The organism is Komagataeibacter sp. NFXK3 (assembly GCF_054182245.1).
Map to the genome: position 1 here is coordinate 1 of NZ_JAPIVJ010000025.1, position 16,796 is coordinate 16,796.

Here is a 16,796-nt window from a genome sequence, read left to right on the forward strand (position 1 = left end):
CCAAATAACCTATCAGCCAGCATCGAGGGCATTACCGGAGATAGGATCGAACGAGTGACACCACATTCTCGATCGAACCACTGGCAGCATCACGATCACCGGCACACTCAACAAATTCTTCCCGCAGGTGGCTTTCGAGAACACCGGCCATTAATCCGTTGATCGCTCCCCGGATAGCCGCCACCTGTTGCAGCACCGGACCGCAATCAGTTCCCTTCTCCAAAGCCTGTTCCAGCGCATCAAGTTGCCCGCGAATACGGCGCACGCGGGTCAGAACGCGCTTTTTCTCAGCCGGTGTGTGCGGCACGAACGCTTACTCCCGAATATACTACCCTTGAGTATCCTTTTCATACTATGGGGCAGTATGTAAGGGATATAAGGAACGTGCTTGTCATATGATCCGATCACAATTCCGTATTGCTGAAATTTTCACCATAACGTCCATGGGTTGCCTGTCTGTGTCTTGGGATCATTCAATAGGTGCAATCAGTGAGATCCAGACAATCTCTGCAACGAGGCTTTGAAGCGCTGATGTCCGCTATTTGGCAAACAACCTTGTGGTCCAAACGACCGAGATGAGGCGTAAGCTGCCATCCTACTTTTGATAAATGTCATTATCAGAGGTAGCGATGCGCGACGGATTTCTACGTCAAACCTGCCGATCAAAGAAATGGTCCATACACTACAAAGAGGACACTTCCGGTAGAGCTGCTCCTTCTTTCACATCAAACGCCCAAACACGAAATTCCTGACAGGTCCGTTTTACGCCACTCGGGAGGACCTTACTCCATCGCCATGTAACTTACATACCTCGGTCTCCGCCAATCCCGGTGCGATTCAATTCATAAATCAAGGCGTACATTGATTTTTATTCAATACCCCAAACCAAGAAACGAATGGAACTGTCTGCCCATCAATGGTTGTTATTTTTTGCACGGTAACTGCCACAGCATTGTCTTCTTTGGTTGCATTATATCCAGCCACTATATACCAGTTTCCTGCAGGAAGATTATTAAAATTAAAATGCCCTCTCGATGGGCAAGTATTAGGGCCATCTGCAGGGCACGAAATATGAGGAATAAATGGCATAACCGAAGATTCAACCCATCGGGGATCATTCAATGTATGATAGCTATGCAACAAGTAGTAATGTTTCATTTTTTCTGAAAGATTATACATATAATCATTTTCGGGAAGAAGGTCTATTGTAAAATTTCGAGAAGGGTTATCGTGATATGAACTTTCTATTGGATAAGAATCATATGTTCCATTAGGAACTTGATAGTTATGATATTTTTCAAAATATCCTCCACTAACACATCCTTTAATAGAAGCACTCCCTTTTTTCTTTGCCCATGATACTTCATTTATATTTAATGGTATTTTTGGTGGCGTAGGCTGCACACAACCAAAAAGAAGAAGCGACGAAGATATTGCAAAAAACAATCCTTTAACATTGTTATTTTTTGTCATTTTCTATCCTTTCTTGATCTGTCAAATTTTTATTGCTTGGCATGGCCTTTACCGCATTTGACTCGTTGTACGCAGCCTTGACCGACTTTTCGAAACTATTCGTTAGGGACAAAATCTCGCCCGCTTCATTCGTATCAAAATCATTACTGATCGCATGGTTTGCAGTTGATGGATCACGGGACACGACACCTGACGTAGATCCGGAATTAATTGTGATATTTGACCCAATAGAAGAGAGGCTGTTCGATGAAGTCATACCAATTACTGGTGCCGCAAATCCGCTTACATTAGCTCCTCCATCAAAAGTTTTTCTTTTTGTATTTTCTATTCCTTGATCCGGTCCTGTATTCCCTCCACTCCCCAGATTACCGTATGAGATACTGGCAGATGCGCCGGCATATTCTGATTTATTCTGTTCATCATTCGCCGTCAGGCTACCCGTTGTAACCATGTTGCCGGATGCCGCCGTGCTTTCCATGACGCCGGCATTGAGGGTCGTGCTGCTGGCAACATCGACATCAAGGCCGCCCTGACCTGCATAAAGCCCGGAAAGGCCACTGGCTTCCGTCGAGGCGTAAGTGTCAGACAGAACCCCTGCCGAGGCATTGACCGAAAAACCCATCTCCCCGCCCGTGCCATAGACGGGAACGGCAAAGCTGAAGCCTGCGCTCTCATTCGTGCTGAGATAGCTTGCCGTATTCTGTGCCGAGGTAATATTCAGGTTACCCGCCGCCACATCTACGGAACCACCGGATACCCTGGCCCCGTCCAGCGTGGTCGTCCCCGCCCCATTATCGATGCTCACATTCTGCGCACCCGTGACCGTCGTATCTACCTGTGTCGTGCTTTGTGAATTCGTGTGGGAATGGGAGGCACTGAGTTGCCCCGTAACACTGACCCCCCACTGCAGATTGGCGTTCAGCGAGGCCGTCGCGCCGACAAAAGCGGACAGGGCCGTCTGGCTGGTAGTCGTATGCGTGGTGTCCTGTCCCGACTGGAGCTGGATATTGCCCGGCGCCGCCAGCGTGACACTCTCACCTGACAGGCTCGCGGCCGTGGCGATGATATCCCCGGCATTGCTGTCTGTCGCAGGCTGCGCCCCGGTCGCAGTCATGGTCAGTCCATCGCCAGCTTCTGCTTCAGATCCCTTTGCCGTGGTCGAAATAGTTTCGGATGTCTTGCTGTCATGCTCGAATCCGACTTCCGCCTGTACTCCTACCAATTCTATGTTGGATTTCGTTACGTCTGATGTTGTCGCGGCCAGCTTGGTATCCACGAGCGTGGCCACAGTCTTCCCGATACTGACGCCGCTCTCCGCAGTTGACAGGGCATCCAGTGACTGGGTCGCCATGTCCTTGTCGCTGGCAGTCTGGGCCGCCGACAGGGCCAGATTGGCGGCCTGTCCGACAAGGGAGGTATCCGACAGTCCGACCTGCACGCCAATGAACTTGAAATCGCTGGTCTGCTTCGTGCTGGATACATCAGACAGTGCGTTGAGCAGGACAGAGGATCCGGTTACGTTCAGATCCTTCGCGGCAACAAGATCAGAAGCGTTGATGACTACTGGGCCGCCGCCGGTAGCAGACAGGGTGCCCCCAGTCGCCACAATCATGCTCGGAGTCCAGGTCGTGCTGCTGTCACTGACGCTTTCTTTGGAAGATCCGAACCCAACCCTAGCCTTGGCACCGTCAGTATCAAAATAAAATCCTTTACTTTCCTTATCGTAATATGACTGCGCCGTGCTCTGGAGCGCATTCTCCGTAAGACTGCCACCTGCCTGAAGCGTGACATTGCCGCCGCCTGCGACAGTGCCCGCCACGGACATGTCCTTGCCCGAGACCATGGTGACATTGCCATTGGCCGCCACCGTGCTGCCGACCTGGTCGGTGGAACTCTCGCTCGAGGTCGTGGTGGTCCTGTTCAGGAAGCCGTGCTCGACGGTGCGGGTATAGGAGGACTGGCTGTCGGTGACCGCGTTGAGGTTCACGTTGCCCGTCGCCATCAGCGTGGCCGACTTCCCGGCCGCGACCGTGGCGCCCGCCAGGGTGAGGTCGCCGCCGAGGGCGGCCGCCGTCAGGTTCCCGCCCGTGCTGACCGACGCCCCAAAATTCTCCGTCTCGGCCGCGCGGTGGCTGTAATCATGCTGCTCGATGTCCTGCGACGCGCTCGCCGCAACCGAACCCAGCGTGATCCCCTGCCCTGCCACAAGCGTGGTATCGCCCAGCGCGCTGAGCGACCCGCCATCAAACGTGATGTCCTTCGCCGCATGGATCTGCGCATCGCCCCCCGAGGTGATGGTGCCCTGCGCGCCCAGTGACTGCGCCTTCCCGCCATCGACCATGAAGGTATTGAGCTGGTCCTCGTTGACGACCGAGCCGTTCAGCGCCGCCAGCGCCACGCTGCCGCCCGACAGCGTCCCGCCGGCATTGACGATATCCCCGCTGGTCGCGGTCAGCGACAGCGCGTTGCTGGCGTTGATCGTGCCGGTATTGTTGATGCTCGAGCCGGTCAGCGACACGTTGGTCGCCGAGATCTCCGCCCCGTCCGTAAGCGTCGCCTGGCCTGGGGCCAGATACAGCTTCGGCGCCAGCACACTGCGCCCGTCCACCGTCTCGGGCACATACCAGACAATGTTCTGCGTCAGCGCCGCCTGCTGGCTGGCCGTCAGCGCTGCGCCAAAGGTCAGGTCAAGCGCATTGGATTCCGAGACCGCGTTGTTGAGCAGCAGTTCCATCTGCTCGTTGGCCGTCTCGTAGCTGCTGCCAAGGAAGGTCTGGCCCGTCGACGCCACGATCTGCTGCTGGATGAACTCCGTATCGAAATACGAATCCCCCAGGAACTCGTAATCCGCCGTGTTGTCGCCCAGCCGGTTGACCAGGTATTGCGAGCCATAGAAGCCGCTGAAGGTCGCGTATTTCGGGTTGGTCTCGATCAGGTAATGCGCGCTGGGGTCCGGATCGGCGATGAACAGCGCGCTGCCGCCCGGAATGGCCGAGATCACCGTCGGGATGGTCGGGTCGCTGCTGGTGGCAAATCCCGGCAGCGTCATCGCGGCTTCCTGGGCCGTCGCCGACGCCTTCACCTGCGCGGTCTCGACCCCCTGATAGGCCAGGGTGCCGCCCGTGGTGGCGGGCGCCGCCGCACTGCTCCGCGTGCCGGCCGCCCCCGCGACCCCGGTGCTGACATCCGCCAGGGCCGCCGTCGCCCCGCCGTTCAGCGCGGCGTCAGCCGCAACCCCGGACGCAGACGAAGCGGCAGCCACCGGAGACAGGCCGCCCGGCGTCTCGCCGGTATAGCTGGTATATTCACTGGAACTCGCGTTGGCGATTTCCGTCTGGTTGTTGATCGTGCCCGTGAAGGTGCCCGTGATATTGTCTTTTGCAACGATGGTGCCGGTCGGGCCGTAATAGGTCTCGCTCGAACCCCATTTTTCCTTGGGCTGCGGAGCGGCCGTCCAGTAATGGCCGACCGTAATGAGGCCAAACTTCTTCTTGTGCCTTACGGCCGACGTCGACCCGCCCTTGAAGGCCGGGTCGGACTGACTGGTCCAGCTACAGCCGTAGAAGGCCTTGCAGGTTACATAGAAAGCATGCTGGACGGCGTAGCCGATATTGTCGAGGCTGCCCCCGCTGAGATTGATGTCGCGCCCCGCCGCGATATGGCTGGCATCGTTGATGATGCCACCTGTGGTTGTAATATCCACATCACGCCCGGCCGAGATCAGGGAGGCGGCGTTGTTGAGCGTGGCACGACCACCATCTTCCTGCACATAGATCGTGCCGCCCTGGGAATGACCGACAAGCTGGCCCGTGCCCTGTGCGCCGGTCACGGTATCCAGCAGGCCTGCCGGCACGGGAATATCGACATTGCTGCCGCCCGCGTAACTATGGCTCCACAGGACGGCATTGGCGACGACCGTCACCCCGCCCAGGACATCATTGGTGACCGTGCCAGCGTTGATCAGGACATCCCCGCTGGCGCTGTCAGCCACGATCTCGCCGGAGCGGTTGAACACGGCGGTGGCCGCCCCGCTGGCGCCATTGCCGATCCCGATCGACCCGTTATCCGAAAGGATGGCCCCAAGCTGGTTGGTCAGGGTGCCGGGCAGGTCCAGGGCCACACCGGCCACACCATCAATGAGGCCGGTATTGGTGATCGCCCCGCCCGAGGAGACGTCCAGGACGCCGCCTTCGGCCATCAGGGCGCCGTTATTGGTGACCGATGCCGCCGTGATGGTGACGTTGCCCCCGGCCAGCACGCCGCCACCGGCCTCGGCCGTGTAGTCGCCCCCGACCCGCAGCAGCGTGTCGCCCCCGGACTGGAACAGCATGCCACTGTCGAGGTCCCCCGTGAGCGTCACGGCCAGCGTGTTCCCTGCGACCAGCTGCGCAGCACCACCGAGCGAGGTCGTATCAAGCGATAGATTGCCCGCCGCCTGCACCACGCCGTCCGTATCGCTGAACCCGGTCATCGCGCTGCCGCCAGCATTTGCAAGCGACAGGGTATTCTGGCCGGAGCGTTCGATCACGCTGCCGCCGTCATTGTCCAGCCCGTTCGCCACCAGGGTCAGGTTGCCCCATGACTGCAGCGTGCCGCCCGCGTTATTGATGCTGGCGGCCGCCTGCGTGCCGCCGGCGGAGAGCAGCAGGCTGCCATCGGCCGCGTTGACCAGGCCGCCCGACCCGTTGGTCAGGCTGTCGGCAACCAGCGTGATATCCTGGCCCGCCTGCAGCGCGCCACCGTCATTGGCAAGCTGCGCCATCGCGCCGCCGCCTGCATTGCGGACATCCAGCGTGCCGCCGGTGCTGACGATCCGGCCGGCGCTGGTGTTATCGAGCGCCGCCGCCGCCAGCGCGACATTGCCCGCGCCCTGGATCGCACCGCCTTCATTGCCCACTGCGCCGGTCGTGGTGACGCTCACGGCGCCCGCACCCGAGATGACCGCGCCGGATGTGTTGGTCAGGCTGGCCCCCGAAAGGGCGACCGCGCCATTGCCCCCGATCCGTCCATCGGTATCGTCGATCGCGCCGCCACTCTTCAGGGTCACGCCCTGCGTGCCGTAGACCAGGCCGGAATTCGACACGGAGCCGGACAGGGTCGCGTTCATCTGGTCGGACGCCACCAGCGTCCCGGTATTGGCAAGGGAGGCCGCGTTGAGGTCCACCAGGCCAGCCAGCGCACCGATCTCGCCGCTATTGGTCACGCCCTGCGCCGCAAGGGTGACATCGCCCTGCGAGACGAGCGTGCCGCCATTGGCCAGGGCCACCTGCGTCGTGACGTCGAGGGTGGCGCCACGGCCTTCGGCCTCGATCCGCCCGGCATTGGACAGGCCATCACCGCTGCCCGTTCCAGTCAGGACGAGGGAGAGCACGCCGTTTTCGGTCGCCATCAACCCGCTGGAAGCGGTCGTCAGGCCAGCGGCCGTAAGGCCCAGCCCCTGCCCGCCCACCAGCGTGCCCGCAACAGCCATGTCGCCCGCCGCCACCACGGACAGGCCCTGACCGGCACTCATGACGCCCGTGGCATCATCGGACCAGGTCCCCGTCACCAGCGACAGGTTCCCGGCCGCCTTGACCGCGCCACCGGCGTTCGAGAAAGCCAGGGCGGATGCGGGCGCGCTGTCGGCATCCAGCGCGATGTTGCCATCGAGTGCGAGGATGCGGCCATTGTCATTGCCGATCGTGCCGGCCGCGATCGAGACACTCCCGGCCGCCTGGATGATGCCGCCCGACGTGTTGTCCAGTGTCGCCATCAATGTGGCGGGAGACCCTGCGGAGAGCGTGACGTTGCCGCCCACGCTGACCAGGGTGCCGGCGGTGTTGGCGAGGCTGGCCGCCGCAATGGTCAGGTTGCCACCCGCCTGCACCGCGCCGCCGCGGTTATCAAGGGCGGTCAGCGGCGTCGTGGCATCGCCATTGCGGATCCCGATGGCGCCTCCCGCGAGGATCGTGCCGGCTTCGTTATCGAGGCCTGTGGCGGAAAGCGCGAGGCTGGTCCCGGCCTGGATCGTACCATTGTCATTGGCGACCTGTGCCGCCGTCAGGGCCAGCGCGCCCGCAGCCCCCGTGCCGATGGTCCCGCCCTGATTGGACGTTGTGCCCCCTGACCCAAGCGTCAGTCCGGTCGCACCATACAGCGTGCCGGTATTGATCAGGTCATCCGTCGTGGACACGTCAAGCCCTGCCGCAGTCGCGATCAGGCCGCTATTGGTCAGACCTGCCGCCGAAAGCGCGCTACTACCGGCAAGTGAGGCGATCTCACCGCTATTGAGCAGGAGGCCGTCGGCGTCGACGCTCTGGTTCCCCTGCGAGATGATCGTACCCGTGTTGGCGAGCGACGTCGCATCAACCTTCAGGACACCGGCGACATCCGCGTCCTCGATGGCGCCAGCGTTGGACAGGGCGGGCGATGCCGCATTCCCATGGACGGCAATCATCGTGTCACCGGCGAGGGCGCCAATGGTGCCCTTCGCGCCATTGACCAGGCTGGCCGCCGAAAGGCTTAGCCCGTCACCCGCCGTAATCGCCCCTTCGTTATCGGCCGCCCCCGTGACCGACAGGTCAAGCGCGGTTCCTGCCTGAAGGGCAGCCGATGTGTCACTGGCATACTGGCCGGTCGCAAGCGTCAGCGCGCCACCCGCCTGGACCGCGCCATCCGTATTGGTGAACAGCCCCTGCCCCGACCCGTTATCGGTGATGGCAACAGAACCGGTTTTCCCGACCAGGCCACCGGATGTATTGTCAACGCTCACCGCGCTGATCGTGAGGTCATTGCTGGCCTCGACCAGGCCCGATGCGTTCGTCAGGTGGTCAAGGGCCGCACCCGTCGCATCGCGGGCAAGGGTGACGGATGTCCCGCCCAGCACTGTCCCGCCGGTATTGTCGAGCGCGGTCGTCACGATGGACATGAGGGCGGCTGCCTGCAGCCAGCCGTTATTATTGGCGACACTGGCGGCATCGATGTTCAGGCCACCATCCGTCGCGATGATTTTGCCCCCGGTATTGTCGAGGCTGGCGGCGGCAAGCTGCACCACGCCCGTATCACTGCCAAGCTGCCCGCCCCTGTTGGACAGGGCGCCACCCGCCGCAAGGCTCAGGCCGCCTGCCCCATATAATGTACCCGTATTGGTCACCGTACCGGCCGTGCGCACGCCAAGCGTGCCGGCGGCAAGGATGCTGTCACTGTTGGCCAGCGTGGCGGCGTCGATCGTCAGGCTGCCCGATGCCGACTGGGATTTTATGACCCCCGTATTGGCCAGGCCACCAGTCCCCGCCGCGTTGAGGGTAAGGTTGCCCGCGGTTGCAAGCAGCAGGGCGGATGCTCCGTTGGCGATGTGGTCCGCCGTCACGGTCACGCCCGTGCCGCCACCCAGCGTGCCTTCGTTATCGACCGCCCCCGTGGCGGTGACGGCAAGGGCCTGCTGCGCCGTCAGCGAAGCCGTGGTGTCGGATGTATAGCTGGCCAGTGCAGCAGTCAGGCTGCCCCCGGCCTGGATGGCCCCGCCATTATTGGTGACGGCCTGCGCTGACAGCGTCATGTCACCCGACTGGTCGAGGATCTTCCCGCCCGTATTATCCAGCGCCCCCACGGCGGCAATCGAGGCCAGACCGGTCGTGCTCGATATCTGGCCACCGGCATTGGACAGCGTGCTGGCGCTGGCCAGCGTCAGCCCCGCCTGGGCTGCGATCGTGCCGGTATTGGCGAGCGACCCTGCCCGGGCGGACAGGGCGCCACCGGATGCGCCGATGCCGCCACTGTTATCGAGCGCACCGGTCGCAGAAAGCGACAGCGCGCCAGCCCCGGCCGTCACCGTCCCGCTATTGCCGATCGCAGCCGCCCGGGCGGCCAGGGTCGTACCGCCGCCAATGGTCCCGCTGTTATTCAGGGCGCCGCCTGCCGCCAGCTGCATCCCGCCACCTGACTGCAGCGTCCCGGCATTGCTGACCTGCCCGCCCACCTGCGCCTGCAGGTTGCCCGAAGCCGCCATGGAACCGTTGAGCACAAGGTCGCCGGCATCGGTCAGCGTCATGTCGCCTGCATTGGCCGCCATGGTGCCGTCAACCCGCACGCCGGCGCCGGCCTCGTTGACCACCATGTAGATCCGGTTGGCGTACATCCCGCCAAGGGCCGCCGTATCAATCGCGAATTCCGGTGCGGCCGTGCCGTCGGACGCCAGCGGATGGGCCGCGTTGGTGCCGTAATCGACCCGGTTGCGCCCGGCCACGATAGTGGCCGTCTCCGCATTGACCTGCGCCTTGAGCGTCACCGAGCGCGACAGGATGTCGAGCACCGGCACGGTGGTGAAGTCTCCGCCCTTCCCCTCGAAGGTGATGTTGCCGCCCCGGACGACGATATCCTTCAGGTTGCCGCTGGCATCCATCTCCGGCGTGCCGGTGGCAAGGGTCACATGGGCGGTGTTGATGAACCCGCATCCCGCACAGGTGATGCCGTTGGGGTTGGCCACCACCACCGAGGCCTGGTGCCCCGCCACTTCCGTATAGCCCAGCATCTGTGTCGGCAGGGTGCCGGTCACCTCGTTGAGGATCAGGCTGGCGGCATGGCCGTCAAGATTGGTGTTGCCATACACCACGCCCCCGATCTTCGTCTCGGTCGCCGTGGTGGCGTTGTTCAGGATCACACCGCTTTCGGGCACGCCATACTGGATGAAGTCATTATGCGACACGCCCGCCGCGTTGGGGGTGGCGATATTGACCTGGTCGATGCCGTTCTGGGTCTTGTCCAGCGTCGGCTCGGGGCCGCCGGCATGGGGATCGACCACGATCTGCGGCTCCGCCTGCTGGGCGGATGCGGCGGACACGGTCGAGGCCAGGAACAGGGAGACGGCGGCAAAGACATGCACGCAGCGCTGAAGACGTGACGGACCCGGAATGATATCGGGTGCGGCAACCCTGCGGGGCGTCTTCATCATATCTTCGCTCCAACCTGAAACAGCGGGATCAGCCCTTCCGAGGGAAGCGGGCCGGTATACATGGAATGGGTCAGGGAGACGTTCCAGAAGAACGGCCCCGTGGTCTTGCGCAGCCCCAGGCCACCGCCCGCCATCTCGCCGCCCTTCAGCGCAGGCGGCGTGGAGGAGGAGGCAAAACCCGCGCGCACGACGCCGACATCAAGGGCGGCGTAAAGCTGGGTGCCCTCGATGACCTGGTGGCAGATGAAGGCGAACTTCCCGCACTTCAGGCCCTTTGTGGGCAGCTGCCACGAGAAGTCGTTGCGCATGTAGCCGCCGTCATTGCCCAGCAGGACCTGCTCGAGGAAGCCGCGCACCGAATAGGGGCCACCCACCTGCAGTTCATTAGTGGGAAACTGGTCGCGCGTGCTGTATTCGCCGTGCAGCGTGGTATGCCACAGCACGCCGCGCGCAAGCGGCTTGTAGCCGTCAATGTCGAGCGAGGGCTTGAGGTAGGAGGAATGCGGGTCCTGCCAGCCTGGACGGATGAAGTTCGACCACGTGCCCGCGCCATCCACCGCGACCTTGAGGCCACCGGTGATGTACCACACCCCGCCCCAGCCCTTGAGCGATTCACTGACCTGCACGTTGACGAAGGCCTGCCGCGCCGTCTCGGTGTCGATCACCGTATGGTTGATCTCCGAGCCGAACGACTTGCGCTCGTAGCTGGCCTGGAAGGTGGTCACGCCGATACGGTTGCGCAGCAGCACGCGCGAGATGCCCAGCCGCCAGTCCCGTCGGCCGCCGCCAAGGTGGTAGATGTCGCTGAGTGTTGCGAGCGGATAGTCATCCTGCGAGCGCCACCACGACCCGAACACGGTCCAGTAGCCGAACGGGATCGACCCGTTGACCGACAGGTAGGACGTGCCGCGCTGCCCGGCATGGCCGACAAGCGAATGGTCGTATTCCACTGACCACAAATCCAGCAGCCCCAGCGGGTTTTCCGCCGTGAGCATGGCATGGCCCGTCTCCTGGCCGGTGATCTGCTGGCCGTAATTGTCGAACCAGACCTGGCCGTGCAGCACGCCCCGCTTGGGCGCAGTCACCACCACGGTGGACGCCCCCGCCCTGCCGCCGGGGGCGATGCGCATGCGCGCGCCCCAGTGGCTCAGCCGGTTCATGTCCTCGATCCCCTGTTCCAGGTCCCGCAGGTTGAGGATCTTCCCGTGCAGCCCGGGGAAGGCCATGACGGTCGCCAGCCGGGCCGGGCGGCCCTGTAACTGGATACCCGCCAGTTTCCCTTCGATCACCACGATCCGCAGGTGCCCGCTGGAAAGCTTCTGCTCGGGCAGGTAGGCCCGCGAGGTGATGAAACCCTGGCGGATATAGGCGGCATTGAGCGCGTTGATCAGTCCGTTGAGATCGCGCACCGACATGCAGGTGCCGACATGGGGACCGGTGATCGCATCGCTCAAAGCGCGCGAGAGGTGCTGCGCACCTTCGACCGTGATGTCATGCACCGTAACACAGGTTTTTGATGCCTGTGGCAGGGCGGACGGCCTCTGGATCTGGATGTCGTTTGACGGTGGCGGCAGCGCGTCAAGCTGCTCCTGGTGCTGCTCGAAGCGCTGGAACTGGTCCTGCGACGAGCCCGGCCCCGCCGGCATCACGCCGCCGGGCAGGCCCGGCACCTGGGCCATTGCCACACCGGGCAGCGCCATCATGGCCGCCGCCGCCCCAACCTGCCAGCGCATCACGCGCATTCCGGACTATGCGGCCGGCTTCAGGCAGGCGCTTTCTGGCTGGACCAGGTCTCGATTGCGCCAAAGGCGTCGGAGAAATGGCTCATGTCATAATTGATCGTCACCGTGCCGCCGCCCTGCGCGGGCACGCGGCTGACGCGGATGTGGCCGGTCCTGCCCGCCTTCAGTGCCGTGATCATGGCGGGCGTCGCCTGCAGCGTCGACAGGCAACCCGATGCGTTGCACACCAGATAGGGCAGGCTGACCGGCTTGCCGTTATCCATCGACAGGGTGGCAGGCTTCGTGAGGTCGAAGCCCAGCGGGGTCATGATGCTCAGCTCGTAGGGGCGCGCGGTGATCGCCACCCTGTCGGTCGCGGCCCGGGCGACGATCACCATGCCCAGCGGCACGGCCTTGCCCTGCTGCTGCATGCTCAGCTGCTGGGCCGCCACGCACAGCGAAGCCGCGCGTGTCGCGGGCGCATAGGTGCAGTTGGCCTGCCAGGTGCCAAAAGCCTGCTGCGTGGTGATCGGCGAAGGCTGGGCCGGGGCCTGCGGAGAAGCAGAGGCCCCTTTTGCGGGCGATGGCGCGGCAGACGGGGCCGGGACCGCTGCCGTTCCCGCAGCATGGGATACGCCCGTCAGGGAAGCAGAAAAAAGAAAAGCACAAGCCACGGCCCTGAACTGCATCAGTAACCTCCCGAACGGTCAGCCTGACCGGCGATGACCGGTCGGTCCTGTATTGAATGGAACGTCGCCTTTAAAACGACATATTTCGTCATTCATGGATACAGTTTGACATGGAAGGCAGCAACAGAAGAATTCATTCAACTAGCGGTTGAATAACGGCATACCTCATACATTTTATGTGGAAATATCCTGATACAACCAACAAATATGCACTGTATTCGTCTATACAATACATAATGTATAATAGTTATTTATTTTTGGTCTGAAATTTTCATTTCCAAAGACAGTCATCGTGGCAGCCAGACCGCAGCGCAGCTGCTCTCCGCTTTTTCTTGCCGATCTGCCCAAAATAAACTAAGTTTGTATGACCAAGTCAATGAGGGATGCCATGCGTGTCGTCAATATCCATGAAGCCAAGACCCACCTGTCCCGGCTGATCGATGCCGCCACAAAGGGTGAAAGCTTCATCATCGCCAGGGCCGGCAAGCCGGTTGTGCGGGTCAGCCCTGTCTGTGCCCCTGAGGAACAGCACAGGCAGCGTCTGGGCTTTCTGACTGGCAAAATCCAAGTCCCGGACGATTTTGATCATATGGGACACGAAGAGATCGGCGTGCTGTTCGACGGGCAGGCATGAGGCTTCTGCTCGATACCCACCTGCTCCTGTGGGCAGCCGGAAACCCGGGGAAACTCTCCGCCGATGCCCGGACATTCATGGAAGACCCTCTGAACATCCTGATGTTTAGCGCCGCAAGCCTGTGGGAAGTCACGATCAAGGCCGGGCTTGGCCGGGCAGACTTCCAGGTTGATCCGCATCTGTTGCGTCGTGGCCTCATCGAGAACGGGTATGAAGACCTCCCCGTCACCAGTCAGCATGCCGTGGCAGTTGGACAGCTTCCCGATATTCATCGCGACCCTTTTGACCGTATCCTTGTCGCCCAGGCCACGGTCGAAGGGCTCCTCCTCCTGACCCATGATCCACTCGTGCAGTCCTATCCAGGCCCCATCAGGGCCGTCTAAAAAGAGCAGCAGCACTCTCTTCTCCTTTCCTGTGACCGCTACCGGGAGCCTGGGCGGGTGGTGCTGCCAGACAGCATGTGGTATTTTGAAAGAGGCGCGTAGAAACGCCTTTTCCAAAAGGGCGGCCTCCTTGTCGGGTGGCCTGCCCAATACAACACCCGGACTATGTCCAGCGGTGAACAGGGAGACCTGTCTGCCGTAGTGGAAATAGGCAGGGCGTGCTTTTGCCCTTTTGGAACACGTTTCTACCCGCCCGACGCCAGGGCGGGCAGGAGGCGTGTGCCTGATTGCCCGCTTTCCCGGCTGTCGTCACAGGACAGGCGTGAAAAAAGGACGGACAGATGGCAGGTTCAGGAATAAAGCAGGCCCGTGACCTTGAGATCATGGATACAGACGCCATGACGGTAGCCCTCCTGCGCGAATACGGACTACCTGGCGCCAGGGAACGGGCGCGCCATCACGTTGGCCGGTGTGTCGAGGCTGGCCTTGTGGATGACGCCGCCTTCTGGATGCGCGTCAGCAACCAGCTCGAAAACCTGGCCTCCTCGGACTATGGTCCCGGAAACCTTTTCACGCCTTCGGGGCAGATCAGCCCGACTGCCACGCGACTTGGCTGATGCACCTCACCTTGCGTACCGACTACGCCTTCCGCGTGCTGATCCATCTGGCCCGCCATGGACACACACAGAACCGCATAACGGTCCGGCACATCGCCGAGCGGCACAATATCTCCCATAACCATCTCGTGAAGGTCGTCAACGACTTGTGCCATCATGATCTCCTGGTGGGAACCCGGGGGCGGAATGGTGGCGTCAGCCTGGCCCGCTCCCCGAAAGACATCAATGTCGGGCATGTCATCCGCCTCATGGAAACCGAAGGTGAAGTCATGACCGGCTGTGCGCCGCTTCAGGGCAGACCCTGCATCCTGGCAGATGCCTGCCGTCTCCGTCACCTGACCAGACAGGCAACCGATGCTTTTATGGCCATCCTCGACGGCATGAGCGTGCATGATCTCCTGTCCTGACAGGACGCTTATGACCCATCCGGCCGGACGGTCAGGACACAGGACTGGTCCACCTTCGTCTCGTTGGCCGTTTTCTGGCAGCCAGCGATCCGGTCCCGACTGGCGTCCACAAGCCGGTTGGCCCGGACCATATGCCGCAGGCTTTCGGGATTGTCGGCCTCCATCATCAACGCACCAGATTCCCACCGATCCTGTCCGCCCACGATAAAGGAGGCCACCCGCGTCCCTAGTGACGATGGTAGGAGATAGGTCAAGGCAGGCGAGAACCCGATCCCGACAGCCAGACAGGCCAGCCCGACCTTCAGCACCCACCAGTTCTGACGGTCCTGGGTACGGGCCTGTCCGACAATGTCGGTCAGTTGCTGCCGCTCCACCTGAACCGCACGGATCGCGGTATGAAAGGCGGCCTGCATGTCCTGACAGACGGAAAGCCCTGCCTGTCGTACCCCCTGCCCATAGGCCTGCGGCGTCATCTTCAGCGTCGGACTGGCCTCGATCGCCTTCATGCGCGCGCCCACGTCGTTCAGGGCCTTGACCAGCCTGGCCAGGTCCGGCGTGTAGTCAGGCGGCCGGTTGTCCCGCCATGCCTGGGGCAGCGCTTCCACGCTGCGCCGGAGCACCGTCATTTCGGCGCACAGATCCTCAAAGGCGCGCGCGGCCGGATCCGTCTCGCTCATGATGGAAAGCCCCCTCATCCAGATTCAGTTTTCCGGCACGTCCAGACGATCATCATCCTGACCAGCCTCTTGCGTTCCGGCCCTTTCCTGCTTCCCGAAAAGCAGCCGCCTTCGCCCTTCTTCCATTGCCAGGAGCGTAAGCCTGTTTGGCCGACTGTCTGAAGCCGCGTTCTGAATAGTCCGTCGCAATCTTTCCGCATTACGCGGACTACTCAGAAGATGCGCTGTCTCCTGACAAACGGCTTGTTCTTTTTCCTGCACAACATCCCTCCCCCGGTAGCCTGCCCCCCGATCAGGCAGCCCGTTCCAGCCCCAGATGTGTCACAAACGGATCAAAGTCCCGGTCACTGTAAAGAAGCCGATACCCGCTTACGATACATCGTGTGGCAATCAGGGTATCAATGGTCTTCCGGATGGTGATGCCTCTGCCGCGCAGGTCACGAAAATATCGTGCCGCCTCGATCATGACATCACGTCCCCCGATCTCCACCAGATCCAGGGCACCAAGCATCCGCCGTGCCGTGTTGAAATCCCGCTCACTCGCAAATCCCTGGAGAACTTCCGTCATCATCAGATCCCCAATGGCGACAGGTTCTTCTCCCAGAAGCCGGTCTAGAACATCAACCTGTGGCGTCACCGTACCCCGGAAAAAATCGATCCAGACCGAGGAATCCACCAGGATCATGCGTCGGAACGCATGGCATCAAGATCACCCTGCCAGTCGAGCTTCCCCCGCAAGGTACGGAGTTCCCGCTGCTGCTTCAGCCTGATCAGCGTCCGCAACCCGAGTTCGACCGCTTCCTTCTTGGTTTTGACACCAGACGCCTTCAGCGCATCTGTCATGAGGGCATCGTCAATGATGATGTTTGTTCGCATGATGTGTATCTCCAATAGAAATCATACACATTAAATCATCCGCTCTCAAGCATGCCGCAGGACATCAGGTATCCTCCCACGGATTGAGAACCCGCACACCAGCCGCCTCGAAAGGCGACACGTCGCGACTGGCCACGACATAACCACGGGATGCGGCAGTCGCGGCAATATAGCCATCTGCCTTGCCAATCGCCCGACCCTCTGACCTGGCCCGCACCATCAGTTCGGCATAGGCCTGGGACGCCGCCAGATCGAACGACAGGACACGCCCCGCGAACAAGGGCAATACCTCCTGTTCCAGCCGCTCATGCAGTACAGAACGCCGCCGACCGGTCGGCATCGCCCCGATCCCGAAACGCAGTTCCGCCACCGTGACGGCAGACAGGAAAA

At 61.6% G+C, this 16,796-nt stretch carries 13 protein-coding genes; 4 read left to right on the forward strand and 9 right to left on the reverse strand.

The genetic code is table 11. The annotated features are described in order from the left end of the window. Positions 1 to 31 precede the first annotated feature (31 nt). The 5 genes from frmR to OQZ28_RS15885 all read right to left on the reverse strand — a co-directional run bounded on the left by frmR (position 32) and on the right by OQZ28_RS15885 (position 12,812). On the reverse strand, positions 32 to 307 hold the full coding sequence (gene frmR / locus OQZ28_RS15865) for a formaldehyde-responsive transcriptional repressor FrmR (RefSeq protein WP_025829448.1): 276 nt from the start codon (positions 305 to 307) through the stop codon (positions 32 to 34). Positions 308 to 849: 542 nt separating this feature from the next. Next, on the reverse strand, positions 850 to 1,473 hold the full coding sequence (locus OQZ28_RS15870; protein ID WP_146220231.1) for a carboxypeptidase regulatory-like domain-containing protein: 624 nt from the start codon (positions 1,471 to 1,473) through the stop codon (positions 850 to 852). Continuing rightward, a complete protein-coding gene (locus tag OQZ28_RS15875; protein WP_110570052.1) occupies positions 1,460 to 10,402 on the reverse strand; it encodes a two-partner secretion domain-containing protein in 8,943 nt (2,980 codons plus the stop codon). Before OQZ28_RS15875 ends, OQZ28_RS15870 begins: the two co-directional genes overlap by 14 nt. Beyond that, positions 10,399 to 12,135: a ShlB/FhaC/HecB family hemolysin secretion/activation protein gene (locus tag OQZ28_RS15880; protein ID WP_110570058.1), complete on the reverse strand. Its 1,737-nt coding sequence runs from the start codon at positions 12,133 to 12,135 to the stop codon at positions 10,399 to 10,401. The genes OQZ28_RS15875 and OQZ28_RS15880 overlap by 4 nt, the downstream gene beginning before the upstream one ends. A gap of 29 nt (positions 12,136 to 12,164) precedes the next feature. Then, positions 12,165 to 12,812 (reverse strand): invasion associated locus B family protein, encoded by a 648-nt coding sequence (locus OQZ28_RS15885; RefSeq protein ID WP_112209866.1) that lies wholly within the window; start codon positions 12,810 to 12,812, stop codon positions 12,165 to 12,167. Positions 12,813 to 13,200: 388 nt separating this feature from the next. Here OQZ28_RS15885 and OQZ28_RS15890 point away from each other — a divergent pair, with 388 nt between their 5' ends. The 4 genes from OQZ28_RS15890 to OQZ28_RS15905 all read left to right on the forward strand — a co-directional run bounded on the left by OQZ28_RS15890 (position 13,201) and on the right by OQZ28_RS15905 (position 14,853). Continuing rightward, the gene (locus OQZ28_RS15890) at positions 13,201 to 13,446 is read left to right on the forward strand and encodes a type II toxin-antitoxin system Phd/YefM family antitoxin (RefSeq protein ID WP_087609099.1); all 246 of its coding nucleotides are present in this window, start codon (positions 13,201 to 13,203) and stop codon (positions 13,444 to 13,446) included. Further along, on the forward strand, positions 13,443 to 13,829 hold the full coding sequence (locus OQZ28_RS15895; protein ID WP_110570054.1) for a type II toxin-antitoxin system VapC family toxin: 387 nt from the start codon (positions 13,443 to 13,445) through the stop codon (positions 13,827 to 13,829). Before OQZ28_RS15890 ends, OQZ28_RS15895 begins: the two co-directional genes overlap by 4 nt. A gap of 341 nt (positions 13,830 to 14,170) precedes the next feature. Then, positions 14,171 to 14,446 (forward strand): hypothetical protein, encoded by a 276-nt coding sequence (locus OQZ28_RS15900; protein WP_110570055.1) that lies wholly within the window; start codon positions 14,171 to 14,173, stop codon positions 14,444 to 14,446. Between the two features lie 11 nt (positions 14,447 to 14,457). Then, positions 14,458 to 14,853 carry an RrF2 family transcriptional regulator gene (locus OQZ28_RS15905; protein ID WP_235720939.1) on the forward strand — a complete coding sequence of 132 codons (396 nt, stop codon included), beginning with the start codon at positions 14,458 to 14,460 and terminating at the stop codon, positions 14,851 to 14,853. 8 nt (positions 14,854 to 14,861) lie between these two features. Here OQZ28_RS15905 and OQZ28_RS15910 read toward each other — a convergent pair whose 3' ends face one another. From OQZ28_RS15910 to OQZ28_RS15925, 4 genes are all read right to left on the reverse strand, one after another. After that, the gene (locus OQZ28_RS15910) at positions 14,862 to 15,530 is read right to left on the reverse strand and encodes a DUF6118 family protein (RefSeq protein WP_110570059.1); all 669 of its coding nucleotides are present in this window, start codon (positions 15,528 to 15,530) and stop codon (positions 14,862 to 14,864) included. A 292-nt stretch (positions 15,531 to 15,822) separates the two neighbouring features. Continuing rightward, positions 15,823 to 16,215: a type II toxin-antitoxin system VapC family toxin gene (gene vapC, locus OQZ28_RS15915; protein ID WP_007396299.1), complete on the reverse strand. Its 393-nt coding sequence runs from the start codon at positions 16,213 to 16,215 to the stop codon at positions 15,823 to 15,825. Further along, positions 16,212 to 16,406 carry a type II toxin-antitoxin system VapB family antitoxin gene (locus OQZ28_RS15920; RefSeq protein ID WP_010512461.1) on the reverse strand — a complete coding sequence of 65 codons (195 nt, stop codon included), beginning with the start codon at positions 16,404 to 16,406 and terminating at the stop codon, positions 16,212 to 16,214. The genes vapC and OQZ28_RS15920 overlap by 4 nt, the downstream gene beginning before the upstream one ends. A 64-nt stretch (positions 16,407 to 16,470) precedes the next feature. After that, positions 16,471 to 16,796, reverse strand: a 326-nt coding sequence (locus OQZ28_RS15925; RefSeq protein ID WP_458136628.1) for a PIN domain-containing protein, incomplete at its 5' end; no start/stop codon positions are given.